We start from the raw sequence: 25,450 nt of genomic DNA, 5'->3' as shown, positions 1-25,450 counted from the left end.
TTATCCGTAACCTACTCTTTAGTAACAACTTCTTCAGCTTCTGAGTTTTGCGGTTCAGGAGCAATTGTGAAGGATTCAGCTTGCTGCATATCCTCCTCATCCTCCGTATCACGCATTTCAATTTCTTTCTCATCACCTGAAAGAATCTTAACATCCATACCTAGACTTTGAAGTTCTTTAATTAATACTTTAAATGACTCAGGTACTCCAGGCTCTGGAACGTTTTCGCCTTTGACGATGGCTTCATACGTTTTCACACGTCCTACAACATCATCCGATTTAACCGTTAAGATTTCCTGCAATGTATAAGCAGCGCCATACGCTTCAAGCGCCCATACTTCCATCTCTCCGAAACGCTGTCCGCCAAATTGAGCTTTACCGCCCAAAGGCTGCTGTGTAACAAGAGAGTATGGACCTGTCGAACGAGCATGAAGTTTATCATCAACCATGTGAGCAAGTTTAATCATATACATGACACCAACAGATACCCGGTTGTCAAAAGGCTCTCCTGAACGTCCATCATATAGGACTGTTTTCGCATCACGCGCCATTCCAGCCTCTTCAATAGTTGCCCAAACATCTTCTTCAGTTGCACCATCAAATACAGGAGAAGCAACGTGGATGCCCAAAGATCTGGCAGCCATACCAAGATGCAGCTCAAGCACCTGTCCAATGTTCATACGTGATGGTACCCCTAATGGGTTTAACATAATATCAACAGGTGTTCCGTCCGGCATATAAGGCATATCTTCTTCTGGTAAAATTCTAGAGATAACCCCTTTGTTACCATGTCGTCCGGCCATCTTATCCCCTTCGGAGATTTTACGCTTTTGAACAATGTAAACACGCACGAGTTGATTTACGCCTGGGGGCAACTCATCTCCATCTTCTCGATTAAAGACTTTAACATCCAGAACGATTCCGCCGCCGCCGTGTGGAACACGAAGGGAAGTATCACGGACTTCTCGAGCCTTTTCACCAAAGATAGCATGTAATAATCTTTCTTCCGCAGTAAGTTCTGTTACACCCTTAGGGGTTACCTTACCTACTAGCAAATCGCCATCCTTAACCTCAGCACCTGTACGAATAATTCCTCTTTCATCCAGATTGCGAAGAGCATCCTCCCCAACGTTTGGAATATCACGAGTAATTTCTTCAGGTCCGAGCTTCGTATCACGAGATTCTGATTCATACTCCTCAATATGGATAGAGGTGTAAACATCATCTTTCACGAGACGCTCACTCATAATGATGGCATCCTCATAGTTATATCCATCCCATGTCATGAAGGCAACTAGGACATTACGCCCAAGTGCTAATTCCCCAAGCTCCATGGAAGGACCGTCGGCTAAGATTTCACCCTTCGTAACACGGTTGCCAACAGCAACGATTGGACGCTGGTTGTAGCAAGTTCCTTGGTTGGAACGGATGAATTTCAGCATTCTATATTTATCAAGATCGCCTTTTACTTCTTGGCCATCTACATTAACAATTCTGCGAACCCATACTTCGCGGGCTTCAACATGTTCAACGATTCCTTCGTGCTTACAAATGACCGCAGCACCGGAGTCTTTTCCAGATACATATTCCATACCTGTTCCAACTCTTGGAGCTTCTGGCTGCATCAAAGGTACAGCTTGACGTTGCATGTTTGCACCCATTAGTGCACGGTTGGAGTCATCATTTTCTAAGAACGGAATACACGCTGTAGCAGCAGATACAACCTGCTTTGGTGATACATCCATGTAGTCGGCACGATCACGAGGGACAACTGTGTTTTCACCTTTGAAACGTGCTACAACTTCCTCTTCAAGGAAGGAACCGTCATCAGCAAGAAGCACATTGGCCTGGGCTACTACATAGTTATCTTCTTCATCAGCCGTTAAATAATCAATACGGTCTGTTACTTTGCCTGTTTCAGGGTCAACACGACGATAAGGCGTTTCAATAAAGCCGAATCTGTTCACCTTTGCAAATGATGATAATGAGTTAATCAATCCAATATTCGGTCCCTCAGGAGTCTCAATCGGACACATACGGCCATAGTGGGAATAGTGAACGTCACGCACTTCAAAGCCGGCGCGTTCACGAGTTAATCCACCTGGTCCAAGCGCAGATAAACGGCGTTTATGCGTTAATTCTGCAAGCGGATTTGTCTGATCCATGAATTGAGATAACTGTGAGCTTCCGAAGAACTCTTTAATAGATGCAATGACAGGGCGAATATTAATTAATTGCTGCGGAGTGATCGTGTTTGTATCTTGAATGGACATTCTTTCACGAACCACACGTTCCATTCTGGAAAGACCAATACGGAACTGGTTTTGTAAAAGCTCACCAACAGAACGCAAACGTCGATTTCCAAGATGATCAATGTCATCTGTATCCCCTACAGAATGCAATAGGTTAAAGAAGTAGCTGATAGAAGCAATGATATCTGAAGGTGATATATTCTTTACTGCCTCTTCAACATACGCGTTCCCAATTACATTAATAACCTTTTCGCCATCTTCGTTAGGTGCATAAATTTTAATAGACTGAAGCGTGATATCCTCATCAAGTACACCACCAACAAGGCTAACTGTCTTGAAACCAATATCTTTTTCAAGGTTTGGCAGAATGCGGTCAAGTGTACGCCTATCAAGAGTTACACCTTTTTCAGCAATAATTTCGCCTGTTTCCGGATCAACTAGCGTTTCAGCTAATTTTTGCCCGAACAATCTATTTTTTATATGAAGCTTTTTATTAATCTTGTATCTTCCTACGTTTGCTAAATCATAACGCTTAGGGTCGAAAAACCTTGAAACTAATAAACTTTTCGCATTATCTACAGTTGGAGGTTCGCCAGGACGAAGGCGTTCGTAAATTTCTAATAACGCCTTATCTGTACCTTCTGTATTGTCTTTCTCTAGCGTGTTGCGAATGTATTCATTGTCTCCAATCAAATCGATGATTTCTTGATCAGAACCGAACCCAAGGGCACGCAAAAGAACCCGTAACGGGCAGTTTCCGAGTACGATCTATTCTAACGTACACGACATCCTTGGCATCTGTTTCATACTCAAGCCAAGCGCCGCGGTTCGGGATGACAGTTGCCGTAAAGCCTTTCTTCCCGTTTTTATCTAATTTTCCACTATAATATACACTCGGTGAACGAACAAGCTGAGATACGATTACACGTTCAGCTCCATTGATCACAAATGTACCTGTTTCCGTCATAAGCGGGAAGTCACCCATAAAAACATCCTGGTCTTTAACTTCGCCTGTTTCTTTGTTTACAAGACGTACCTTTACACGTAACGGTGCAGAGTATGTAACATCTCGTTCTTTCGATTCCTCAACGGAATACTTTGGATCGCCAAGGCTGTAATCAATAAATTCAAGCGATAAATTACCAGTAAAGTCTTCAATCGGCGAAATGTCCTGGAACATTTCACGTAAACCCTCATCAAGAAACCATTGATAAGAAGAGGTTTGGATTTCGATTAGATTTGGTAATTCTAAAACTTCACTGATTCGCGCGTAACTCCTACGTTGGCGGTGTCGTCCATACTGAACAAGTTGACCTATCAACTGATTCACCCCTCAAATCAAGCTTAATGGCAATAATATTCTCAAATAGAACAACTGTCCTATCTTAAGACAAAGGATATGTTAAATAATATCGTTGACCTGTAAAAAGCCATTTCCAACATGTTCTCGAATGTTTTCGTCTCGAATAAAACTCGTTAACATGCACATAAATAACCAAATCAACAACCATCATTAATTCACCCATGACAAAAAGAAAAAAGGGTTTTTAGTTCAAAAAACCACATTTTCACATAACGACAATATTTTATTATCTTTCCCATTAAAAACCAAAATTATACAACTTTTGTGTATTTTAGTAAATAATCGGAACGTATTATGTTGGCATTATATAATGCTAACATACGCAAAAAGTCAAGTCAATCTTTTTTTGCCCGCAAAATATAATAGCCTTTTTTCTTTTCTACCGTTTCTATTTCACTAAAAAACTCTGATAGCTTTTCAATAGCTGACGGGGCTCCCTGCTTTTTTTGTATCACTACCCAGAGATCTCCGCCTTTCTGTAATTTATGATAGCTTTGCTCAAAAATATCATGAACAACTTTTTTGCCCGCCCGAATTGGAGGATTCGTTAATACCGCCGCAAACTTGTCAGCCTTAACATTTTCAAGGCGATCACTTTCATAAATACATACATTTTTAATTTGATTTAACTCCGCATTTTCACGAGCGAGTGCTAACGCCCTTGAATTAACATCCACCATATGGACAAGGCGGTCCTCCATAAGCTTCGCTGCTGAAAGTCCAATCGGTCCATATCCACAGCCAACATCAAGGATGTTCCCTTCAATACCTGGCTGTTCGAACATTTCGATTAGCAGCCTGGATCCAAAATCAACTTCGCTTTTTGAGAAAACTCCATTATCCGTCTTAAAACGAAATGAATGCTCCTTTAAAGTAAAGCTCCAATATTTAGGATTACTTTCTGTACTTTGTGTTTTGGAATAGTAATGTTCTGACACGATATCGTCACCTCCAACGGGGATTTGGCTGTAGAAATAATGAGAGGTTAAAAAAAGCCCGCTATACAGCGAGCTTTTCTTTTTCTATATTACTTAACTTCAACGCCAGCTCCAACTTCTTCAAGTTTAGCTTTGATTTCTTCAGCTTCTTCTTTAGAAGCGCCTTCTTTGATTGCTTTTGGAGTGTTGTCAACAAGTTCTTTTGCTTCTTTAAGTCCAAGACCTGTGATTTCACGAACAACTTTGATAACTTTGATTTTTTGATCGCCTGCAGAAGCAAGGATTACATCAAAATCAGTTTTTTCTTCCTCAGCAGCACCAGCAGCACCACCCATAACAGCTACAGGAGCTGCAGCAGTTACACCAAATTCTTCTTCAATAGCTTTTACTAAGTCGTTTAATTCTAAAACAGTCATAGATTTTACTGCTTCAATGATTTGTTCTTTAGTCATGATAATGTTTCCTCCTTATATTTGGTTTAAACCGATGTGTTTATCGTTAAAAAATTCAACTTACGCGCCTTGTTCTTCTTTTTGGTCTGCAACAGCTTTTGCAGCAAGAGCAAGATTGCGGATAGGTGCTTGAAGCACGCTGAGTAGCATAGATAGTAAGCCTTCGCGAGATGGTAGTTCTGCAAGAGCCTTAATTTCTTCTGCTGATGCAACGTTTCCTTCAATTACACCTGCTTTAATTTCAAGTGCTTCATTCTTTTTAGCGAAGTCATTGATGATTTTTGCTGGAGCAATTACATCTTCAGTACTGAATGCAACCGCATTAGGACCAGTTAATACTTCGTTTAAAGCAGCTAGTTCGGCAACTTCTGCAGCACGGCGTGTTAAAGTATTTTTGTATACTTTGAATTCAACACCAGCTTCACGAAGCTGTTTACGAAGTTCAGTTACTTGAGCAACAGATAGACCGCGGTAGTCAACAACAACTGTTGATACACTAGCCTTTAGTTTGTCAGCAATTTCTTCGACAGTTTGTTTCTTTTGTTCGATAGCACTGCTCATCTTTACACCTCCTGTAGAAATTTCTGCACTTATACCGTTCAATAAAAAACCTCCACATCAAGCAGACATGGAGGGAGTATACAATAGGCAAAACAATAATCTATCGTATGACCTCGGCAGGATATTAAGCAAGAAGCACCTGCTGTCTACGGTACAAATGGTATTATATTTAACAACAAAATACATATTACTAAATGTAATTTTGTTTGTCAATCTTGTAAGTTAATTTCCAATAATTACTTAACTGTAACAGTTGAAGGATCTACTTTAACGCCAGGTCCCATAGTTGAAGTAACAGATACGTTCTTCATGTAAGTACCTTTTGCAGCAGATGGTTTAACTTTAAGCATTGTTTCGAAAATTGTGTTGAAGTTTTCGATAAGCTTTTCGTTTTCGAAAGAAACTTTACCGATAGGAACATGGATGTTACCAGCTTTATCAGTGCGGTATTCTACTTTACCTGCTTTAATTTCGTTAACAGCTTTTTCCACATCAAATGTAACTGTACCAGTTTTAGGGTTTGGCATTAAGCCTTTTGGTCCTAACACACGACCAAGCTTACCAACTTCACCCATCATGTCAGGTGTCGCAACGATTACATCGAAATCAAACCAGCCTTGGCTGATTTTGTTGATGTACTCTGCATCGCCTACATAATCTGCTCCAGCAGCTTCTGCTTCCTTCGCTTTTTCACCCTTTGCGAATACTAAAACGCGTTGAGTTTTACCAGTACCGTTTGGAAGCACAACCGCTCCACGAATATTCTGGTCAGCTTTCTTAGGGTCAATTCCTAAGCGGAAAGCAACTTCTACAGTCGCATCAAACTTAGTAAAGTTTGTTTTCTTTGCAAGATCAATCGCTTCTTCGATTGGATAAGCCTTCATACGGTCTACAAGCTTAGAAGCTTCTAAAAACTTTTTGCCTTTTTTAGCCATTGTATTTTCCTCCTAGATTGTGGTTTTAGCGGAATAACCTCCCACTTTGAAAAGCGCAGGCGCCTTTAGCAGCGCCAGAGCTAGACATCAGAAAAGCACAAAGCCTTAGACAGAACAAAGGTTGCGTGTGAAACCAAGCTCAGCAACGCAACCCCATTGAACAGCCTAAAACTCTAAGCATGGATTAGTCTTCGATAACGATACCCATGCTGCGTGCAGTACCTTCAACCATAAGCATTGCAGCTTCTACGCTAGCAGCGTTTAGGTCAGGCATTTTTGTTTCAGCAATCTCGCGTACCTTGTCACGCTTGACTGTTGCTACTTTATTACGGTTTGGTTCACCAGAACCAGACTGAATTCCAGCTGCTACTTTTAGAAGAACGGCAGCAGGAGGAGTTTTCGTAATAAATGTAAATGAACGGTCTTCAAAAACCGTAATTTCAACAGGAATGATTAGGCCAGCTTGTTCAGCTGTACGTGCGTTAAATTCTTTACAGAATCCCATGATATTAACACCCGCTTGACCTAGTGCAGGTCCTACTGGCGGTGCAGGGTTTGCTTTACCTGCTGGAATTTGTAATTTTACAAGTTTGATTACTTTTTTAGCCACGAGACACACCTCCTTAAAGTCCGTGATGTGGTAAATGGGGCCTTAGTGACTGTTAGGGTCCCCTCCCACTCAACTTATAGTCTTTATATCAAGATAAAGAACATAACAATAGTCCGGTCTCTAAACCTGAGACATACTGACCTTTGAAATATTATCACTTTTCAAAGCTAATTTCAAGTTTTTTTCAAATTATAGTTTCTCTATTTGAGAAAAATCCAACTCAACCGGCGTGTCACGGCCAAACATATTAACAAGGACTTTAATTTTCGCTTTGTCTCTGTCAATATCTTCAATCGATCCTGTAAAGTTGGCGAATGGTCCCTCTTTCACTTGAACCATTTCTCCGATTTCAAAGTTAATTTCTACTCGTCTTTCTTCAACACCCATACGCTTCAAGATTACATTAACTTCTTCAGGCAATAGCGGTGTCGGTTTAGAGCCGTGACCTGCTGATCCGACAAAGCCCGTAACGCCTGGTGTATTCCGAACTACGTACCATGAATCATCTGTCATCACAATTTCTACAAGTACATAGCCTGGAAAAACTTTACGCTTTACTACTTTCTTTTTGCCGTTTTTGAAATCAGTTTCTTCTTCTTCCGGAACGATAACCCGGAAGATTTTATCTTGCATTCCCATAGATTCTACGCGTTTCTCCAGGTTTGCCTTTACTTTATTTTCATAACCGGAATACGTATGAACAACATACCAATTCTTTTCCATTCAAGGGGACTAAATCGTCCTTCCCTCCCTGTATCATTAAATAGGTTTGACTATTTTCGTAAAAAACTGCCTATATAAAACATTTTTTAACCAAATAAAAAACCCGTTACCGGGCTTTGCAAATGTTTCCTGTGCTATTCACCATTATACCATGGATATACAGGGGTTATTCAAGAATTAATCGAATCAATTCAGAAATACCTAAGTCAACCACTGCGAAGAACACTGCAAAAAACGCAACAGTTGCTAGGACTGTTACAGTATAGCCAGTCAGTTCTTTGCGCTTTGGCCAACTGACCTTTTTCATTTCACGTCCAATATCACGGAAAAAATTCAAGATGCGCTGCATATTGTAACCCCCAACTTACTTATAATCTAAGTAAATTTCATAATGAATTTAAACAATCGAAAAATCAAATTACGATTATTCTAGTGAATAAGAAGTTTATGAAATTTAGAAAAATACATATATAAAATTCGACAATAATTACTTACTTTGTTTCTCTATGAATGGTATGATTGCTGCATGTTTTACAATACTTCTTAAGCTCTAGGCGCTCGGAGTCTTTATTATTCATTGTTGAATAATTTCTGGATCCGCACTCTTTGCATGCTAGTACTACTTTTTTTCTCATCATTCCACCTACTAAAATACATTTACGTCCTTAAAACTTTATCACGGACCATAAACGATGTCAATAACAGGGAAAGTGGAGATTGAGTGATCTGCTTGTTCCCATCCGCTCTATAAAGTAATTTCTCGGACCTCCAAATACCGCTCAAGCTTTCGTTTCACCCTTTGCAGAGCGTTGTCTATTGATTTCACATGACGGTTTAATTCTTCCGAAATTTCTTGATAAGATTGTCCATCCAAATAAAGGGAAAGTACTTTTCTTTCAAGATCACTAAGCAGCTCGGACATTTTGACCTCAATATGATCAAACTCTTCCTGATTAATGATTAATTCCTCAGGATCCATTACCTTTGCACCAGAAATAACATCCATTAACGTTCGATCTGATTCTTCATCATAAATCGGCTTGTCCAATGACACGTATGAGTTCAGCGGAATGTGCTTCTGCCTTGTAGCGGTTTTGATGGCTGTGATAATTTGTCTAGTAATGCACAGCTCTGCAAACGCTTTAAACGAAGATAGCTTGTCCTCTTTAAAATCACGAATAGCCTTGTATAAGCCAATCATTCCTTCTTGAACAATATCTTCCTTATCTGCACCAATTAAAAAATATGATCTTGCTTTGGCACGTACAAAATTGCGATACTTATGAATTAAATAATCTAACGCTTCACTCTCGCCTTTATGCACTAAATCAATCAATTCTTCATCTTCAAGCTGCATATACCCTAAATTATTCTCATCGATTGTTTTCAAGTCAGTATCCACTAAGATCCCCCCGACCGCACCAAGCATAGATAGAAATATTATACAGTAAGAATTTTTCCAGCGTCAACCACTCATTGGTCTCCTCTGCGCCACTTTTCAAAAATTTCTGCCATTTCCTTGCTAAGCGGGATTTTCGAAAATGGCTGCTTTTCCTGAATCTTCTTTACCCTTTTTTCTATTTTACTTTCAATCGAATTCATTTCATTTAATAATTCTCTTGAGGACTTTCGCAGCGCACCCTGTCCAAAAATTGCCCATTGCTCTGTATAGTCGGAGGTTGCAACATGAACTTGGGTTTTAATATTGTTTAGGCTGATGGCAAGTTTCTCAATTCTTTCATCAGCCGTCTCATTTGTCCGTGTAAAAATAACTTCCACTTTTGAATCCTTATATTTCTTCTCGGTACCCTTCACATAATGAGCGTCAAATACGACTATGACCCTATATCCAGAATACCCCTGATACTCTGCCATTTTTTCAATTAACCGGTCTCTGGCAGCTGCTAAATCCTTTTTCTTTAGCTCTCTTAGCTCTGGCCAGGCACCAATTACGTTATACCCGTCAACAAGTAGGATGTCCATTTCTATCCCTCAAGAGGATGTCGCTTCCTGTAGACCTCATACATTAAAAGAGCTGCTGCAACAGATGCATTCAGAGAAGTCACATGGCCTGCCATCGGTAAATGGATTAAGAAATCACATTTATCCCGGATTAATCGTCCCATACCTTTTCCTTCACTTCCAATGACAAGACCAAGCGGCAATGTTCCGTCAAAACGGCGGTAATCTTCACTTCCCTTGGCATCTGTCCCGGCAATCCAAACGCCTTTTTCTTTAAGTTCATCGATTGTTCTAGCCATATTTGTCACACGGACAACAGGGATATGCTCAATCGCGCCAGTCGATGCCTTAGCAACTGTCGCCGTTAAACCTACCGCTCTCCGCTTCGGAATAATAATTCCATGTGCACCTACTGCATCAGCTGTTCTCATGATCGACCCTAGATTATGAGGGTCTTCTATTTCATCTAATAATAAGAAAAAGGGGGCCTCGTTTCTTTTTTCGGCTGCTTGGAAAAGATCATCTATTTCCGCATATTGGTAGGCTGCAACCTGTGCAACAACCCCTTGATGATTCCCTTCCGCCATCTGATCTAATTTCTTCTTCGGGACAAATTGAACAAATACATTTGATGCTTTGGCAAGCCCAATTACCTGCTGCATTTGTCCTCCTTGTGACCCCTCTGCTATGAAAATTTTATTAATATCCCGTCCTGATTTAAGTGCTTCCATTACAGGGTTTTTTCCCATAATAAAATCTTGGCTCATTTAGAATTTCCTCCTTTCCTTTCTTCTACTATTCGAAAAGCAGACAAGATCACTTCCTCCTGCCGCTCCTCTTTACCTGATAAATGTAAATAGCCAATTAACGCTTCAAATGCCGTGCTATATCGGTAGGTTTGAACATCTGTATTTTTCGGGACAGAACCGGACTTTGCATTTCTTCCTCTTTTCACAACGGCAATTTCCTCTTCTGTCAGAAAGTCTGAATCCAGCATCTGGTGAATAATGACCGATTGAGCTTTAGCAGACACATAATGAGTGGCCTCTCTATGCAGCTGATTTGGCCTAACCTGCCCATGCTGGATAAGATGTCTTCTGACATAGATTTCAAAAACAGCATCGCCCATATAAGCAAGGGCGAGGCTGTTTAGCTGTTTCTCATCAATTTTATGATCGTATTGAAGCATTCTTTAGCCTCTTTTCCATCTAATGCCTTGAGGTGTATCTTCAAGAATGATGTTCATGTCTTTTAGCTGATCACGGATTTGGTCGGCTAATTGGAAGTTTCGATCCTTACGTGCTTGAATACGCTCCTGGATTAAACGCTCAATCTCTTCATCGAGCAAATCCTCTTTCGGGAAATCTAAAGTGAGCCCAAGCACTTGGAAAAGATCCTCAAATTCCTTAGTAAATGCCTTAATCACTTGTAGGGAGGTATTTTTCTCCATTAAATAATAATTCGCTAATTTGGAAAGCTCAAAGAGAACAGAAATGGCATTTGCTGTATTAAAATCATCGTCCATTGCCTTGATAAATTCTTCGTGCTGTGCTGCAATTTTATCTAGCCATTCTTGATTGTTTTCAGTTAGGTCTGCACTTGTTTCTTGGCGATGCTTCAAGTTTTGGTAGGATGTTTTAATTCTTTCTATACCCGCACGCGTATTTTCTAGTAATTCTTCACTATAGTTAATTGGGTTGCGATAATGAACGGACAGCATGAAGAATCGAAGCACCTGCGGATCATGATTCTTAATAATGTCATGGACAAGAACAAAGTTACCAAGTGATTTTGACATTTTTTCATTATCGATATTAATATAGCCGTTATGCATCCAATAACGCGCAAATGTTTTTCCGCTTACTGCTTCCGATTGGGCGATTTCATTTTCATGGTGAGGGAAGGCTAAATCCTGTCCGCCCGCATGAATATCAATTGTTTCGCCTAAATACTTTTTCGCCATCGCGGAGCACTCTATGTGCCAGCCAGGGCGACCTTTTCCCCATGGGCTATCCCAATAAATTTCTCCTTCTTTTGCTGCCTTCCAAAGGGCAAAATCAAGAGCGTCTTCCTTCTTTTCTCCTACAGCAATGCGGGCGCCTGACCGAAGCTCATCAATGGATTGGTGAGAAAGCTTTCCATACTCCTTAAATTTGCGGGTATGGTAGTAGACATCCCCTTCAGATTCATAGGCATATCCCTTTTCAATTAATGCTTCAATGAATTCAATAATAATGTCCATGCTCTCAGTCACTCTCGGGTGGGCGTCAGCACGTTTGCAGCCAAGCGCCGAAACATCTGAAAAATAGGCATCGATAAAGCGCTCTGCAATGACGGGAACTTCTTCTCCCAATTCATTCGCCGCACGGATTAATTTATCATCAACATCTGTGAAATTAGAGATGTACTTGATATCATAACCTCTATACTCAAAATATCTTCTAACCGTATCAAAAACAATTGGCGGTCTTGCATTTCCTATATGAATATAATTATAAACAGTTGGACCGCACACATACATTTTTACCTTCCCTTTCTCTAAAGGGATAAACGGCTCTTTCTGTCTTGTTAGTGTATTATAAATTTGAATGGCCATTAACTAGGCTCCTTTCTTTCTTAAGGTCCTCTAATTCATTGCTCAGTTGGGCAATTTCTTTTTCCAATTCTTTAAATCGATCTGCAATAGGATCAGGAAGGTCGCTGTGATTTAAATCTTTTTTAATACGAACACCATCCTGGATTTTTACTTTACCTGGTATTCCTACTACTGTCGAATTAGGAGGCACTTCATGTAAAACGACAGATCCCGCTCCAACCTTCGAATTTTCCCCGATCGTAATGGATCCAAGCACCTTTGCTCCTGTAGCAATCAAGGCATTATCCTTAATAGTAGGATGCCGCTTTCCTTTCTCTTTCCCGGTTCCTCCTAATGTTACCCCTTGGAAAATGGTTACATTATCACCAATTTCGCAAGTCTCCCCAATGACTACCCCCATCCCATGGTCAATGAAAAGTTTTCTTCCGATTTTCGCACCTGGATGAATTTCAATTCCTGTGAAAAAGCGGCTGATTTGTGAGATGACTCTTGCAAGAAAATAGAGTTTTCTTTTAAAAAGCGCGTGTGCTAATCGATGTGCCCATATGGCATGCAGGCCTGAATAAGTTAAGATTACCTCTAAATAACTTCTTGCAGCCGGATCCTGTTCAAATATAACTTCGATATCTTCCTTTAGCCTATTAAACACGTTTGTCCCCTCCCTAATCTTCATTCGATAATTTATTTATAAAAAAGATTTTTTCGAATAGTATTTTCCGGGAAATTTTTTATTTCCACAGGTTAAAAAAGAGTGTGTACATGGTGCTTTTTTCAGTGAGGATAAGCTTTCATATCGAAGACTTTTAATAATACCCCCCTCCAAAATTGTTATATCGTTTTTGTATTTTGGGTATAAAAAAAACGCCTCCGTCAATTACGACAGAGACGCTTTATGCGCGGTTCCACTCTGTTTAGACATCGAAATGTCTCAACTTTTACTTGTTAACGGATTAGTTCCGCTCACTTCTATTAGGAAAATTTCATACTGCTAAGATATGAAAAATCCGTTCGAAATGAGGCTCAGAGGGGCACTTCAGATCAATGAGAGGCTTAAACCACTTTCAGCCGGTGATGGTTCTCTCTAAAAAGCATCATATTCTTACTTTTCCTCTTCAACACTTTTCATTTATTGAGTTACTTATTACTATATTACATTTTGGGCAATATGTTAATCTAAAATACTCATTAATCGCATTTTTACTTTTTCTTTCCCGAAAAGCTCAATTGCCTGCGGGAGATCCGGCCCATGAGTCTGGCCTGTTATCGCAACGCGGATAGGCATAAAGAGCTTCTTGCCTTTATGGCCAGTAGATTTTTGCACAGCCTTCATCGCAGCCTTAATTTCATCGGCCTTGAATTCACTTATGCCTTCAATTTCCTGTAGAAAAGCAGTTAGAACCTCTGGAACCTGTTCCTCTTCGATAACAGCCTTCGCTTCATCATCCATAACTGTTTTATCACTAAAGAAAATCTCTGACATCTCTACAATTTCAGCGCCGTAGCTCATTTTTTCCTGATATAAGGAAATGAGGCTGCGCACCCATTGTGTTTCCTCTTCAGTCAAGTTCTCACTAATTCGGCCCGCTTTTACAAGATGTGGCTGAGAAATGGCGACAAGACGATCAATATCAATCGTTTTCATATATTGATTGTTCATCCATGTCAGCTTTTGTTTATCGAAAAGAGCAGGTGATTTAGATAAGCGGCTAGCATCAAAAATATTAATGAACTCCTCCTTAGAGAAAATTTCTTCCTCGCCAGATGGAGACCATCCTAATAGGGCAATAAAGTTAAATAGGGCTTCAGGCAAATAGCCTAGCTCCTCGTATTGCTCGATAAACTGGATAATGGACTCATCACGCTTACTTAATTTTTTGCGGCTCTCATTGACAATTAATGTCATATGTCCAAAAACCGGAGCTTCCCAGCCGAGAGCATCATAAATCATCAATTGCTTAGGTGTATTGGAGATGTGATCATCCCCTCTTAATACATGGGAAATCTGCATTAAATGATCATCAACCGTTACGGCAAAATTATAGGTAGGTGTGCCATCTTTTTTGACGATAACATGATCACCAATTCCATCTGATTCAAAGGATACATTTCCTTTAACCATATCATCGAAAGCATATACTTTACCTTGTGGAACTAAGAAGCGAACGCTCGGCTGTCTTCCTTCTGCTTCAAGCTTTGTACGCTCCTCTGGAGACAAATGACGGCATTTGCCGGAGTAAGCTGGCGTTTCTCCTTTAGCCGTTTGCGCTTCTCTTTCAGCCTCTAACTCTTCTTCCGTACAATAGCATTTATAGGCAGAACCATTTTCAAGAAGTTCATGATAATACTTTTCATAAATATCATTTCTCTCAGATTGGCGATAAGGGCCAAAGCCGCCATCCTTATCCACGCTTTCATCCCAATCAATCCCGAGCCATGTTAAGTACTTTAACTGACTTTCTTCTCCGCCTTCAATATTACGTTTCTTGTCAGTATCTTCAATACGGATGATAAATTTCCCGCCTTTGCTTCTAGCAAATAAATAATTGAATAAAGCTGTACGGGCATTACCGATATGTAAATGTCCAGTTGGACTAGGGGCATAACGTACACGAATATCGTTTGACATATTACTTATGTCCTCCTCTAAAAATCTACTTTTTTATTGATTTATTTTATCATTTCTTTTTCTGCAATAAAACAGCAACTTGTGAAGCAATTCCCTCGCCTCTGCCGACAAATCCTAGCTTCTCAGTTGTCGTAGCCTTTACGTTAATGTTTTCAACAGAGGTTTCTAGTAATTGGGCTATTCTCTCCCTAATTTGGCCAATATATGGAGCCATTTTTGGTCTTTGAGCAATGATGGTACAATCTGCATTGACAAGCTCATACCCTTTTTCCTTAACTAAATTCCACACATGTTCTAATAATTTTGCTGAATCTGCATCTTTGAACTCAGGATCGGTATCGGGAAAATGCCTTCCGATGTCTCCTTCACCGATTGCCCCTAGACAAGCATCAGCCACTGTATGTAATAGTACATCCGCATCAGAATGACCTAATAAACCTTTTTCATATGGAATTTCAATTCCGCCTAGTATAAGCGGGCGCCCTTCCGTTAATTGATGCACATCAAAGCCTTGTCCAATTCGAAACATCTTATTGTCTCCTCTTTTATAAAAATAGTTATGGTTGATTGCCCATTCGTTTCCGAATAATGGCCTCTGCAAAATATAAATCCTCTGGCGTTGTCAGCTTAATATTGTCATAATTTCCTTCAACAATCATAACATCCTGCCCAGTCCGCTCCACCAAACTTGCATCATCGGTTCCGAGAAAATGATCTGCTTCAGCCTTCTGGTAAGCATTCATTAAAATAGAAAAACGAAAAGCCTGTGGGGTTTGGACAGCCCACAAGCTGGTTCTTTCTACCGTTTCAGTCACAATATTTCCGGCAGCCTTTTTTACTGTATCCTTTACAGGGACCGCTAGTATCGCGGCCCCATTTTTCTCTGCAGCTATTACTAACGAGTCGAGAAGTTTTTTATCAATAAATGGTCTTGCTGCATCGTGAACAAGAACGATTCCCTCTTGCTTCACACATTTTAAGGCATTATAAATACTATGCTGCCTTTCCTTTCCGCCAGGAGCTAAAGCTATCACCTTTGAAATGCCATATTCCTTAAGGAGCGCCTTCATTTCATTCTCATCCTGGGGATTGATGGCAAGATAAATGCCCTCGCAATTCTCATCTAGCTCAAAAACTCTTAATGTATGAATAAAAATCGGCTGTTGATCTATTTCTAATAAAACTTTATTCCTGCCCGCTCCCATTCTTTTTCCCTGGCCTGCAGCAGGAATGATGACTTGATAAGCCATTTCAAACAAACCCCAATCCCTTATAATGCTTTTTCCAATAGCTTTGGTTTCGCGAATATCATTCGTCCAGCTGAGGTTTGCAGAACACTCGTGACAAGGACATCAATATGCTTTCCGATGTAATCCCGGCCATCCTCGACCACAATCATTGTGCCATCATCCAGATAAGCAATTCCTTGATTTTGTTCCTTTCCATCTTTAATGACCTGTACCTTCATTTCTTCTCCAGGAAGAACAACCGGTTTAACAGCATTGGCTAGATCATTAATATTTAAGACAGAAACCCCTTGGAATTCGCAAACTTTATTTAGGTTAAAATCATTTGTAACAACGATTCCATTTGTTACTTTCGCAAGCTTCACTAGCTTGCTATCTACTTCCTGAATTTCTTCAAAGTCACCTTCATAAATCTCTACTTTAATCGCAAGCTCTTTCTGAATTCGGTTTAGAATGTCAAGACCTCTTCGTCCTCTATTCCGCTTTAAAACATCTGATGAGTCAGCAATATGCTGTAATTCTTCCAGAACAAACTGCGGGATGACAATGGTTCCTTCTAGAAATCCAGTTTGGCAAATATCGGCGATTCTGCCATCAATAATGACACTTGTATCCAATAATTTCAACACATTTTTCGGTGGTGCTTCAGTTTCTTCTTCTATATTCTTCTTCTTTCTGTTTGAAAATAAGGTTAGAAGCTCATCACGCTTTTTAAAGCCCACCTGAAAACCTAAATAGCCAAATATAAGGGTTAACACAATAGGAGCAACAGTATTTAAGACAGGCACTTCAATAGTTGTTAAAGCATACCCAATTAAAAAGGCGATGATTAATCCAAAAACTAAGCCAACGCTTCCAAAGATAATATCGGTTATGGGTGCTTTTACAAGCGACTCTTCCACCCATTTAACAACATTTACAACATGATCAACCGCCCAAAAAGAAATAAGATAAAAAATAATGGCACCTAACAAGGCGGACACATATGGATTATTTAAAAGAGCAATGTCATCCAGGGATATTAATATTAATAGTTCGGGAATGAGAAATATCCCCAGCGTAATCCCGATTATCAGAAAGCATGCTTGAACAATACGTTTTAACATACCTTCACCTCCTTTTATTCATTATAAACNNTTGAAACCTTGGAGCAGAAAAAATTATATTAAAATATAGATGATGAAAAAAAAGAATCTATTACAAACTAGGGTAGCACCATTGGTAATCAAGTGTCAAATAATACAAATAACCGATCATTTTATCATAACGGCATATATAGTTCAATGGTCACTTAAAGCTGCCGATCTGCTAAAAGCTGTTTTTTTATCAATTTTAGGCCTTCTTTTATTTTTTTAGCCCTTACTTCCCCAATTCCTTCAACTTCATCTAATTCCTCTACTGACGCAGAAACAATAGTTGGGAGATCCATAAACCGAAGAATTAAATTTTCAATAATAATAGGAGGCAATCTTGGGATTTTTGATAACATCCGATAGCCACGGGGACACCTAAACTCTTCCGTATGGACATAGCCGTTATATCCTAATAGCTTTAAAATAACTGAATCCTCCAGCATTTTCCCGACCGACAACTCTTGTAATTTATCAAACATTTCATTAGGGTGAGTGTCTTTTGAATGAGCATAATCCCTAATAATTAAATCTATTTCTCTCTCAATACCGTCTAAAAGCTCGTTCATTTGTAAGCGAATCAGTCTTCCTTCTATCCCAAGCTCGTTTAAATAAGTTAGTAATTCATTTTTTATCCTTAGGACCATTTCAATGCTGTGAAACACGCTTAATATATCGCTGTAAGTCACAATTTCCTCAAATTCCAGCACACTTAAATTAGAAATATCCTCTTCTAAGACAATCTTGTATTTTTCAAGTGTTTGTAAGGCTACATTTGCCTTAGTCAAAATAACCCCAATATCCCTAAGTGCGTAGCGAAAATGGCCCTTATAAAGGGTGATGACATTCCGCCTTTGTGAAATAGCTATAACAAGCTCTCCTGTCTGCTTTGCAACTCTTTCTGCTGTTCTGTGGCGCATGCCTGTCTCCGATGACGGAATAGTTGGATCTGGTGCTAATTGGGCATTTGCAATCAAAATTTTATTCCCTTCTTGATTTAATACGATCGCTCCATCCATTTTAGCCAACTCGTACAAATAGCTTGGTGAGAAAGAAGCATTTATTTGAAAGCCCCCATCAACGATATGTGTGATTTTGTCCTTACTTCCTAAAACAATTAAGCCTCCTGTATTTGCTCTTAGCACATTATCGATTCCTTCCCGAATCGGCGTACCTGGGGCCATAAATTGCAGAATTTCACTCATCGTTTTTTCACCAAGCTTTTTTAGCTCCATTCTCTAACCTCCTAAAGTTGCTTTTAATGCTTCACTGACGGAACTGACTCCTACAAGCTCAATTCCCTTTGGCCCAGACCAGCCCCCTAGGTTATTTGCTGGTAAAATCACACGTTCAAATCCAAGCTTGGCTGCCTCCTGAACACGCTGCTCTATCCTTGATACCCTTCTAACCTCTCCCGTTAAACCAACCTCGCCTATAATGCAGTCAGTAGCTCTTGTGGGCTTGTCACGAAAGCTAGAAGCGATGCTTACAGCAATGGCTAAGTCGATAGCAGGCTCATCAAGCTTCACCCCACCAGCGACCTTAAGGTAAGCATCTTGGTTCTGCAACAACATCCCGACTCGTTTTTCTAACACTGCCATCAATAGCGGGACACGATTATGATCGATTCCGGTTGCCATTCTCCGGGGATTTCCAAAGCTTGTTGGAGAAATAAGAGCCTGAATTTCTACAAGGACTGGACGAGTGCCCTCCATTGAAGCTACTACGGTTGAACCAGCCGCACCTTGGGATCGTTCCTCCAGGAAAATTTCTGATGGATTTTCCACTTCTTCTAAGCCAAACTCTTTCATTTCAAAGATCCCCATCTCGTTCGTGGAGCCGAAGCGGTTCTTGACTGCCCGCAAAATTCGGTATGTATGATGACGCTCACCTTCAAAGTAAAGAACCGTATCTACCATATGCTCCAATAGTCTTGGACCCGCAATGGAGCCTTCCTTTGTAACATGCCCGACAATAAATATGGCAATACCTTTCGTTTTCCCAATTCTCATTAACTCAGCCGTACACTCTCTTACTTGAGAGACGCTGCCTGGAGCAGAGGTTACTTCTGGGTGGAAAATTGTCTGGATGGAATCAACAATCACAAAGCTAGGATTGGCACTTTCAATAGTACGGCTAATTTCATCGAGGCTCGTTTCCGAATAAACGAGTAAATGTTCGGAAGCAACTCCTAGTCGATCCGCACGCAATTTCGTCTGCCTCATAGATTCCTCACCGGAAATATATAAGACAGAATGGTTTTTATTAGCTAATTGAGATGAGACCTGGAGAAGTAAGGTCGATTTCCCAATACCAGGGTCACCGCCAATCAGTACTAGCGAACCTCTGACAATTCCTCCCCCAAGCACCCTATTTAATTCATTCAAGTCTGTGTAAATACGAGGCTCGCTTACGGTTTCAATAGAAGTAATCGGTGTAGCTTTTGAAAGGACGGCCGAGCCCTGTGAGTGTGCGAAGGCTCCTCTTCTCGTACCAGCTGCTTTCTCTACTTCCTCTACCATCTTATTCCACACGCCGCAGCCTGGGCACTTCCCCATCCACTTTGGAGATTCGTAGCCGCATTCCTGACACATAAACTTTGTTTTTCTTTTGGCCATTCTAGTTTTCTTCCTCTTCTTTTTAATTAGAAAATCGCTTAATTATTTTACTATTAAGTGCAAAGAAGGCACACGCTCTTACGTGTACCCTCTTGATTTCCATCAGACCATTTGTTTAGACGCCATTATTTTTGTAAGGTTGCAGCAGGCTTTCCTTTTGCTGGTTCCACTACAAATTCCCCATCCTTGACATCAATAACAATACCCTGGCCTGTTAATACCGTTCCTTTTAACAATTCCTCAGATAATCGGTCCTCGACATGCTTTTGAATCGCTCTGCGAATAGGTCTAGCTCCATACTCAGGATCATAGCCTTCTTCAGCAATTTTCTCCTTCGCAGCATCTGTTAATTCAAGATTAATATCCTGTTCTTTTAATCGTTTTGTTAATTGATCAGACATTAGGGTCACGATTTCTTGCAGATGCTTCTTCTCTAACGCATGGAAAACAATGATTTCGTCAATACGGTTAAGGAATTCTGGACGGAATGATTTCTTCAGCTCCTCCATTACCTTACCTTTCATATCCTTGTAATCCTGTTGCCCATCCTGAATGTTAAAACCAACGTATTTATTTCTTCTCAAGGCTTCTGCGCCCACATTGGAAGTCATAATTAAAACGGTGTTCCGGAAGTCTACTGTTCTTCCCTTCGAATCCGTTAAGCGGCCATCCTCTAGTACTTGTAATAGAATATTAAATACATCTGGATGCGCTTTTTCAATTTCATCTAACAGGACGACCGAATAAGGCTTTCTGCGAACCTTTTCCGTTAACTGTCCTCCTTCTTCATATCCAACATAGCCTGGAGGAGATCCTACTAATCTGGATGTTGAATGCTTCTCCATGTATTCGGACATATCAATGCGGATCATTGCATCTTCATCACCAAACATTGATTCAGCCAGCGCACGGGCAAGCTCTGTTTTCCCTACTCCTGTTGGTCCAAGGAAAACAAATGAACCAATTGGCCTTTTTGGATCCTTTAATCCTGCTCTAGCACGGCGAACTGCTTTGGATATCGCTATTACCGCTTCTTCTTGGCCAATTACTCTAGAGTGTAAAATCTCTTCAAGGTTTAAGAGTTTTTGTGTTTCGGTTTGTGCTAGCTTCGAAACCGGAATTCCAGTCCAGCTTGAGACAACACTTGCAATGTCCTCAACGGTGACTTCACTATTTTCTTTGCCCTGCTTTTCCTTCCAAGATTTCTTAGTCTCCTCTAGCTGTTCACGAAGGCGCTGTTCCGTATCTCTTAATGAAGCAGCCTTTTCAAACTCCTGACTTTGGACGGCTGCATCCTTTTCTTTACGAACATCTTCAAGCTTTAGTTCTAATTCCTTTAAATTAGGAGGAGTAGTATAAGATCGCAGTCTTACCTTTGATCCTGCTTCATCAATTAAATCAATCGCTTTATCTGGAAGGAAACGATCTGAAATATAACGATCTGATAGTTTCACTGCTGCATTAATGGCTTCATCTGTAATGGTAACACGGTGATGTGCCTCATACCGATCTCTAAGTCCCTGCAAAATTTGTACAGATTCCTCTGCTGTTGGCTCATCAACAGTAATAGGCTGAAACCGTCTTTCTAATGCTGCATCTTTTTCAATATATTTACGGTATTCATCAAGGGTAGTTGCCCCAATGCATTGCAACTCTCCTCGGGCAAGAGATGGCTTAAGGATATTCGATGCATCAATTGCACCTTCCGCTCCTCCAGCACCAATTAAAGTGTGAAGTTCGTCAATGAATAAAATAATATTACCTGCCTGGCGAATTTCATCCATAACTTTCTTTAGTCGGTCTTCAAATTCACCACGATATTTTGTACCTGCAACAACTGTACCCATATCAAGGGTCATGACTCGTTTATCACGGAGAGTTTCTGGTACTTCGTTATTAATAATTTGCTGTGCTAAGCCTTCTGCAATAGCTGTTTTACCTACACCTGGTTCCCCAATGAGAACTGGATTGTTTTTTGTACGACGGCTTAAAACTTCGATTACACGCTGAATTTCCTTGCCGCGACCAATTACCGGATCCAAACTTCCTTCTCTGGCAATGGCTGTTAAATCTCTTGCCAATCCATCTAGTGTTGGGGTATTCGCACTTGCCGAAGATCCTTGATGACCCCCGGACTCATTGCTTCCCAATAACTGTAACACTTGTTGCCGTGCTTTATTTAGACTGACTCCGAGATTGTTAAGTACCCTTGCAGCAACGCCTTCCCCTTCGCGAATGAGGCCAAGGAGGATATGCTCTGTTCCTACATAGGAATGGCCTAATTTTCGTGCCTCATCCATGGAAAGTTCAATCACTTTTTTAGCTCTAGGCGTATAATGAATCGTCTGTGATGCATCCTGCCCTCTGCCGATTAAATTTTCTACTTCTTTTTGGATTTTATCAGAACCTAAGCCCAATGCATGCAGAGCCTTTGCAGCAATTCCTTCCCCTTCTCGTACAAGACCAAGCAAAATATGTTCTGTTCCAATATTGTTATGACCTAAACGAATGGCTTCCTCCTGAGCTAATGCTAACACCTTTTGTGCTCTCTCTGTAAAACGACCGAACATCATATTCTCATCCTCCTGTCTCTTCGTTTTCCATTTTCATTCTTTCCCTTATTAATGACGCCCGGCGAATATCCCGTTCATGAGGCCTTAATGGCCCTCCTGCATACTGCTGTAAAAAACCAGGCTGCGTCAGGATCATTAATTCATTTAAAATGTTTTTGGAAATATTAGTTAAATATTTCATATCAATCCCTAGCCGAACATCTGATAAACATCTCGCTGCTTCTTTTGATTCAATAATTCGGCAGTTTGATAAGATCCCATAAGAGCGGAAGACTCTATCTTCTAATTGTATGTTAGAAGTTTTCGCTAATGCTTCTCTAGCTGATCTTTCTTGTGAAATTAGCTGACTGACCACACTCTTTAGATCTTCAACAATATCCTTTTCAGACTTGCCAAGAGTGATTTGATTAGACACCTGAAAGATGTTCCCTAAAGCTTCGCTGCCTTCACCGTAAATTCCTCTAACAACTAACCCTAATTGATTAATAGCGGGTATAATTCTATTCATTTGCTGAGTGAGAACTAGCCCGGGCAAGTGAGCCATAACTGATGCCCTTATTCCTGTTCCAACATTAGTTGGGCAACTTGTCAAAAAGCCGGCGTTTTCATCATATGCATAATCAATCGTTTCTTCTAGCCAGTCATCCACTTCATTAGCCATATTCAAAGCCTCTGATAATTGGAATCCTGGAAATATGCATTGAATCCGTATATGATCCTCTTCGTTAATCATCATGCTTACTTCTTCATTTTCAGATAAAACGCAAGCACCATAAGAGGAATTCTCCGCGAGATGCGGACTGATTAAATGCTTTTCCATTAGAACCCTTTTCTGTAGCGGTTGGAGCTCATCCATCAGCAACAGCTCAAATTTCCCTAGTTTTGAAAAAGAGGAATTCTCGATCCTCTCCTTCATCATATGAATAACTAACTTGGCCTCGTCATTCGTAAATAGGGTTGGAAACTTGAATTGCTTTATATTTCTTGCCAGCCGAATTCTTGAGCTTAGGATAATATCTGAATCTGGACCTTCGGCACTCATCCAGGAGCTCACAGCTTGGTTAATGAATCGTTCTAGCGACAAGCTTACTTCCCTCCCTCGTGACTAGAGTTCAATTGGTTTTCTAGTAATCGAATCTCATCTCTTATTTCAGCTGCTCTTTCAAACTCTTCTTTGGATATGGAATCTTTTAAGCTTTGTTTCAATTCAACAATGCTCTTTCTTAAATGAATGGTTCCTCCGATTCTTGCAGGAATTTTTCCATTATGAACTGAATTCCCACTATGCAGCCTTCTCAATATTGGCTCGAGCTGGTCACTAAAAGCCTGGTAACAATGAGCACAGCCGAACCTTCCTACCTTTATAAATTGCTGAAAGGTCATAGAGCATTGTTCACATTGGAGAATTTCTTCCTGCTTAAATGGATCCTCCGTTGTATTTTGAAAGGTTGTATCCATATTCAGCAAACCGGCTAACAAGTTATGAATTGAAAAACCCGGTGCACCACTTAGCATGAACATATCGCCCTTTTCCTGAGCGCACTTTTCACATAAATGATACTCAGCCTTCTCTCCATTTAATATTTTCGTAAAATGAAGCGTTGCCGGCCTTTGATTACATTCCTGACATATCATGTTTTCACCTCTCCAGCTTGCTAACTATTTATATTTTAACGTTGTCAACATGGCTTTCAGCATTCTTGAGCGGAGTTCATCACGATAAGGGAGTTCAATATACAAGACAGAGCGATCGATTACGCTTAACATTATTTTTGCTTCCCTTTTTGTTATAATCTCTTCCTCTACAAGGCGGATAATAACATCCTCTGCACTGCTTTGGGCCAGTCGACCTTGAATTAACGATAATAATTGTTCAATTAAATGAGCATCGTCATGTGATTGTACTTTCATGATTCTAATATATCCGCCGCCGCCGCGTTTACTTTCAACTGCATAGCCTTTTTCAATTGTAAATCTCGTATTAATAACATAATTAATTTGGGACGGAACACATTGGAATTTATCTGCAATTTCACTTCTTTTAATTTCAACAATTTCCCTTTCGCTCATTTCTAAAACCCGTTTTAAATAATCTTCAATAATATCTGAGATATTTCTCAATACTCCTCCCCCCAAAATCTGACTTTGACTATATTTGACTTTAATTATACATAACAATATATTTCGTTGCAATTAACAGATGTTATTAATTTTTCCCCTTTTTTTGGTTCTCAAACCTGTGAATTAATTTTATTCTAATTCCTAGAAATAAAAGTTTGGTTCATTTTTGAAATTATTATTGGAGAATCATTAGGAGGTGTGTTGATCCTTTACAAGGAGGAGGCGGAAAAAGAGTGTCAATCATAAAGTAGAAGTCATACAGTTGTTATTGAATAATAAAAGGCTGGGGTTTTGCGGAAGGTATAGTTGAAACCGCCGTTCTACTGCGTTCTTACTTTTTTAAAAGGCAGCTTTATGGGGGGTATGGGGGGGTATGGGCATTGCTTGAAGGAGGCTTTCGACTTTAGTTTTTTGTCTAAGGTGTAGTTAAGGTCGGTTCGCTCCCTGGGCCTTAGTTTTTTTACGTGAAGGGCGTTCGTTTTGAACCCTCTTAACTACCTTCGGGTCTTACTTTTCTTCACGAAGGGTGTTTTGAACAGCTCTTAACTACCTTCGATCCTTATTTTTCTTCATGAAGGGTGTTTTAAACTTCTTTTAACTACCTTGGACCCTTACTTTTCTGCGTAAAAGGCGTTTTGAACCTCTCTTAATTACAATCAGCTTAAAATTTTCTTCCGAAAGAGCGTCATAATCGTTTTTAGCAACAACAAAAAAAGACATCTTAATGATGTCCTTTACTTTTG

At 40.1% G+C, this 25,450-nt stretch carries 24 protein-coding genes, 1 pseudogene and 2 other annotated features; all 25 genes and pseudogenes read right to left on the bottom strand.

What is annotated here, in order from left to right:
- Positions 1-11: 11 nt before the first annotated feature.
- The 25 genes and pseudogenes from rpoB to V7149_RS13450 all read right to left on the bottom strand — a co-directional run bounded on the left by rpoB (position 12) and on the right by V7149_RS13450 (position 24,656).
- Positions 12-3,573: pseudogene (rpoB, locus tag V7149_RS13570) on the bottom strand (DNA-directed RNA polymerase subunit beta).
- A gap of 377 nt (positions 3,574-3,950) precedes the next feature.
- Positions 3,951-4,553, bottom strand: coding sequence for a class I SAM-dependent methyltransferase (locus V7149_RS13565; protein ID WP_335346156.1), 603 nt, complete (start codon positions 4,551-4,553; stop codon positions 3,951-3,953).
- A gap of 89 nt (positions 4,554-4,642) precedes the next feature.
- Positions 4,643-5,005 carry a 50S ribosomal protein L7/L12 gene (rplL, locus tag V7149_RS13560; protein ID WP_335346155.1) on the bottom strand — a complete coding sequence of 121 codons (363 nt, stop codon included), beginning with the start codon at positions 5,003-5,005 and terminating at the stop codon, positions 4,643-4,645.
- Between the two features lie 60 nt (positions 5,006-5,065).
- Entirely contained in the window at positions 5,066-5,566 is a 501-nt protein-coding gene (gene rplJ, locus V7149_RS13555; RefSeq protein ID WP_335346164.1) for a 50S ribosomal protein L10, read from the bottom strand.
- A gap of 34 nt (positions 5,567-5,600) precedes the next feature.
- Positions 5,601-5,736: a sequence feature (ribosomal protein L10 leader region), on the bottom strand.
- Positions 5,737-5,802: 66 nt separating this feature from the next.
- The gene (gene rplA / locus V7149_RS13550; protein WP_335346154.1) at positions 5,803-6,501 is read right to left on the bottom strand and encodes a 50S ribosomal protein L1; all 699 of its coding nucleotides are present in this window, start codon (positions 6,499-6,501) and stop codon (positions 5,803-5,805) included.
- A 184-nt stretch (positions 6,502-6,685) separates the two neighbouring features.
- The gene (rplK, locus tag V7149_RS13545; protein WP_066301589.1) at positions 6,686-7,111 is read right to left on the bottom strand and encodes a 50S ribosomal protein L11; all 426 of its coding nucleotides are present in this window, start codon (positions 7,109-7,111) and stop codon (positions 6,686-6,688) included.
- A gap of 189 nt (positions 7,112-7,300) precedes the next feature.
- On the bottom strand, positions 7,301-7,834 hold the full coding sequence (nusG, locus tag V7149_RS13540) for a transcription termination/antitermination protein NusG (RefSeq protein WP_315666859.1): 534 nt from the start codon (positions 7,832-7,834) through the stop codon (positions 7,301-7,303).
- Between the two features lie 166 nt (positions 7,835-8,000).
- Positions 8,001-8,183, bottom strand: a complete 183-nt coding sequence (secE, locus tag V7149_RS13535; RefSeq protein ID WP_066301592.1) for a preprotein translocase subunit SecE — start codon at positions 8,181-8,183, stop codon at positions 8,001-8,003.
- Between the two features lie 142 nt (positions 8,184-8,325).
- The gene (rpmG, locus tag V7149_RS13530; protein ID WP_315668897.1) at positions 8,326-8,469 is read right to left on the bottom strand and encodes a 50S ribosomal protein L33; all 144 of its coding nucleotides are present in this window, start codon (positions 8,467-8,469) and stop codon (positions 8,326-8,328) included.
- A gap of 110 nt (positions 8,470-8,579) precedes the next feature.
- The gene (gene sigH, locus V7149_RS13525; RefSeq protein WP_231735073.1) at positions 8,580-9,191 is read right to left on the bottom strand and encodes an RNA polymerase sporulation sigma factor SigH; all 612 of its coding nucleotides are present in this window, start codon (positions 9,189-9,191) and stop codon (positions 8,580-8,582) included.
- Positions 9,192-9,307: 116 nt separating this feature from the next.
- Complete coding sequence (locus V7149_RS13520; protein ID WP_150929534.1) at positions 9,308-9,817, bottom strand: NYN domain-containing protein; 510 nt, start codon at positions 9,815-9,817, stop codon at positions 9,308-9,310.
- A gap of 2 nt (positions 9,818-9,819) precedes the next feature.
- Complete coding sequence (rlmB, locus tag V7149_RS13515; protein WP_335346153.1) at positions 9,820-10,563, bottom strand: 23S rRNA (guanosine(2251)-2'-O)-methyltransferase RlmB; 744 nt, start codon at positions 10,561-10,563, stop codon at positions 9,820-9,822.
- Positions 10,560-10,985 (bottom strand): Mini-ribonuclease 3, encoded by a 426-nt coding sequence (locus V7149_RS13510; protein ID WP_335346152.1) that lies wholly within the window; start codon positions 10,983-10,985, stop codon positions 10,560-10,562. Before V7149_RS13510 ends, rlmB begins: the two co-directional genes overlap by 4 nt.
- Before the next feature lie 3 nt (positions 10,986-10,988).
- Positions 10,989-12,392, bottom strand: a complete 1,404-nt coding sequence (gene cysS, locus V7149_RS13505) for a cysteine--tRNA ligase (RefSeq protein WP_335346151.1) — start codon at positions 12,390-12,392, stop codon at positions 10,989-10,991.
- Positions 12,373-13,065 carry a serine O-acetyltransferase gene (cysE, locus tag V7149_RS13500; protein WP_335346150.1) on the bottom strand — a complete coding sequence of 231 codons (693 nt, stop codon included), beginning with the start codon at positions 13,063-13,065 and terminating at the stop codon, positions 12,373-12,375. The genes cysS and cysE overlap by 20 nt, the downstream gene beginning before the upstream one ends.
- Positions 13,066-13,270: 205 nt before the next feature.
- Positions 13,271-13,517 (bottom strand) — a binding site (T-box leader).
- A 43-nt stretch (positions 13,518-13,560) separates the two neighbouring features.
- On the bottom strand, positions 13,561-15,018 hold the full coding sequence (gene gltX / locus V7149_RS13495; protein WP_335346149.1) for a glutamate--tRNA ligase: 1,458 nt from the start codon (positions 15,016-15,018) through the stop codon (positions 13,561-13,563).
- Positions 15,019-15,067: 49 nt separating this feature from the next.
- Positions 15,068-15,547: a 2-C-methyl-D-erythritol 2,4-cyclodiphosphate synthase gene (ispF, locus tag V7149_RS13490; RefSeq protein ID WP_335346148.1), complete on the bottom strand. Its 480-nt coding sequence runs from the start codon at positions 15,545-15,547 to the stop codon at positions 15,068-15,070.
- Positions 15,548-15,575: 28 nt separating this feature from the next.
- A complete protein-coding gene (gene ispD / locus V7149_RS13485) occupies positions 15,576-16,268 on the bottom strand; it encodes a 2-C-methyl-D-erythritol 4-phosphate cytidylyltransferase (RefSeq protein ID WP_335346147.1) in 693 nt (230 codons plus the stop codon).
- A 20-nt stretch (positions 16,269-16,288) separates the two neighbouring features.
- A complete protein-coding gene (locus V7149_RS13480) occupies positions 16,289-17,371 on the bottom strand; it encodes a PIN/TRAM domain-containing protein (protein ID WP_335346146.1) in 1,083 nt (360 codons plus the stop codon).
- A gap of 185 nt (positions 17,372-17,556) precedes the next feature.
- On the bottom strand, positions 17,557-18,630 hold the full coding sequence (disA, locus tag V7149_RS13475; protein ID WP_335346145.1) for a DNA integrity scanning diadenylate cyclase DisA: 1,074 nt from the start codon (positions 18,628-18,630) through the stop codon (positions 17,557-17,559).
- 3 nt (positions 18,631-18,633) lie between these two features.
- Entirely contained in the window at positions 18,634-20,013 is a 1,380-nt protein-coding gene (gene radA / locus V7149_RS13470; RefSeq protein WP_335346144.1) for a DNA repair protein RadA, read from the bottom strand.
- A gap of 125 nt (positions 20,014-20,138) precedes the next feature.
- Complete coding sequence (gene clpC / locus V7149_RS13465; RefSeq protein WP_335346143.1) at positions 20,139-22,586, bottom strand: ATP-dependent protease ATP-binding subunit ClpC; 2,448 nt, start codon at positions 22,584-22,586, stop codon at positions 20,139-20,141.
- 4 nt (positions 22,587-22,590) lie between these two features.
- Positions 22,591-23,670, bottom strand: coding sequence for a protein arginine kinase (locus tag V7149_RS13460; protein WP_335346142.1), 1,080 nt, complete (start codon positions 23,668-23,670; stop codon positions 22,591-22,593).
- Positions 23,671-23,672: 2 nt separating this feature from the next.
- Complete coding sequence (locus tag V7149_RS13455; protein WP_335346141.1) at positions 23,673-24,221, bottom strand: UvrB/UvrC motif-containing protein; 549 nt, start codon at positions 24,219-24,221, stop codon at positions 23,673-23,675.
- Between the two features lie 24 nt (positions 24,222-24,245).
- A complete protein-coding gene (locus V7149_RS13450; protein WP_438824015.1) occupies positions 24,246-24,656 on the bottom strand; it encodes a CtsR family transcriptional regulator in 411 nt (136 codons plus the stop codon).
- Between the last annotated feature and the right edge of the window lie 794 nt (positions 24,657-25,450).

The organism is Bacillus sp. JJ1503 (assembly GCF_036965125.1).
GTDB lineage: Bacteria > Bacillota > Bacilli > Bacillales > Cytobacillaceae > Cytobacillus.
This window is presented reverse-complemented; position numbering and strand designations above follow the sequence as displayed.

Bases quoted from the DNA above. Each gene is read 5' to 3' on its own strand.
- V7149_RS13520 (WP_150929534.1), bottom strand. From the start codon at position 9,817: ATGGACATCCTACTTGTTGACGGGTATAACGTAATTGGTGCCTGGCCA.
- rplA (WP_335346154.1), bottom strand. From the start codon at position 6,501: ATGGCTAAAAAAGGCAAAAAGTTTTTAGAAGCTTCTAAGCTTGTAGAC.
- gltX (WP_335346149.1), bottom strand. From the start codon at position 15,018: ATGTCAAACGATATTCGTGTACGTTATGCCCCTAGTCCAACTGGACAT.
- V7149_RS13510 (WP_335346152.1), bottom strand. From the start codon at position 10,985: ATGCTTCAATACGATCATAAAATTGATGAGAAACAGCTAAACAGCCTC.
- cysE (WP_335346150.1), bottom strand. From the start codon at position 13,065: ATGAAGATTAGGGAGGGGACAAACGTGTTTAATAGGCTAAAGGAAGAT.
- nusG (WP_315666859.1), bottom strand. From the start codon at position 7,834: ATGGAAAAGAATTGGTATGTTGTTCATACGTATTCCGGTTATGAAAAT.
- V7149_RS13480 (WP_335346146.1), bottom strand. From the start codon at position 17,371: ATGTTAAAACGTATTGTTCAAGCATGCTTTCTGATAATCGGGATTACG.
- sigH (WP_231735073.1), bottom strand. From the start codon at position 9,191: ATGCAGCTTGAAGATGAAGAATTGATTGATTTAGTGCATAAAGGCGAG.
- disA (WP_335346145.1), bottom strand. From the start codon at position 18,630: ATGGAGCTAAAAAAGCTTGGTGAAAAAACGATGAGTGAAATTCTGCAA.
- cysS (WP_335346151.1), bottom strand. From the start codon at position 12,392: ATGGCCATTCAAATTTATAATACACTAACAAGACAGAAAGAGCCGTTT.
- rplJ (WP_335346164.1), bottom strand. From the start codon at position 5,566: ATGAGCAGTGCTATCGAACAAAAGAAACAAACTGTCGAAGAAATTGCT.
- V7149_RS13450 (WP_438824015.1), bottom strand. From the start codon at position 24,656: ATGAGCGAAAGGGAAATTGTTGAAATTAAAAGAAGTGAAATTGCAGAT.
- rplL (WP_335346155.1), bottom strand. From the start codon at position 5,005: ATGACTAAAGAACAAATCATTGAAGCAGTAAAATCTATGACTGTTTTA.
- ispD (WP_335346147.1), bottom strand. From the start codon at position 16,268: ATGGCTTATCAAGTCATCATTCCTGCTGCAGGCCAGGGAAAAAGAATG.
- ispF (WP_335346148.1), bottom strand. From the start codon at position 15,547: ATGTTTCGAATTGGACAAGGCTTTGATGTGCATCAATTAACGGAAGGG.
- V7149_RS13455 (WP_335346141.1), bottom strand. From the start codon at position 24,221: ATGATATGTCAGGAATGTAATCAAAGGCCGGCAACGCTTCATTTTACG.
- secE (WP_066301592.1), bottom strand. From the start codon at position 8,183: ATGCAGCGCATCTTGAATTTTTTCCGTGATATTGGACGTGAAATGAAA.
- rpmG (WP_315668897.1), bottom strand. From the start codon at position 8,469: ATGAGAAAAAAAGTAGTACTAGCATGCAAAGAGTGCGGATCCAGAAAT.
- rlmB (WP_335346153.1), bottom strand. From the start codon at position 10,563: ATGAGCCAAGATTTTATTATGGGAAAAAACCCTGTAATGGAAGCACTT.
- clpC (WP_335346143.1), bottom strand. From the start codon at position 22,586: ATGATGTTCGGTCGTTTTACAGAGAGAGCACAAAAGGTGTTAGCATTA.
- radA (WP_335346144.1), bottom strand. From the start codon at position 20,013: ATGGCCAAAAGAAAAACAAAGTTTATGTGTCAGGAATGCGGCTACGAA.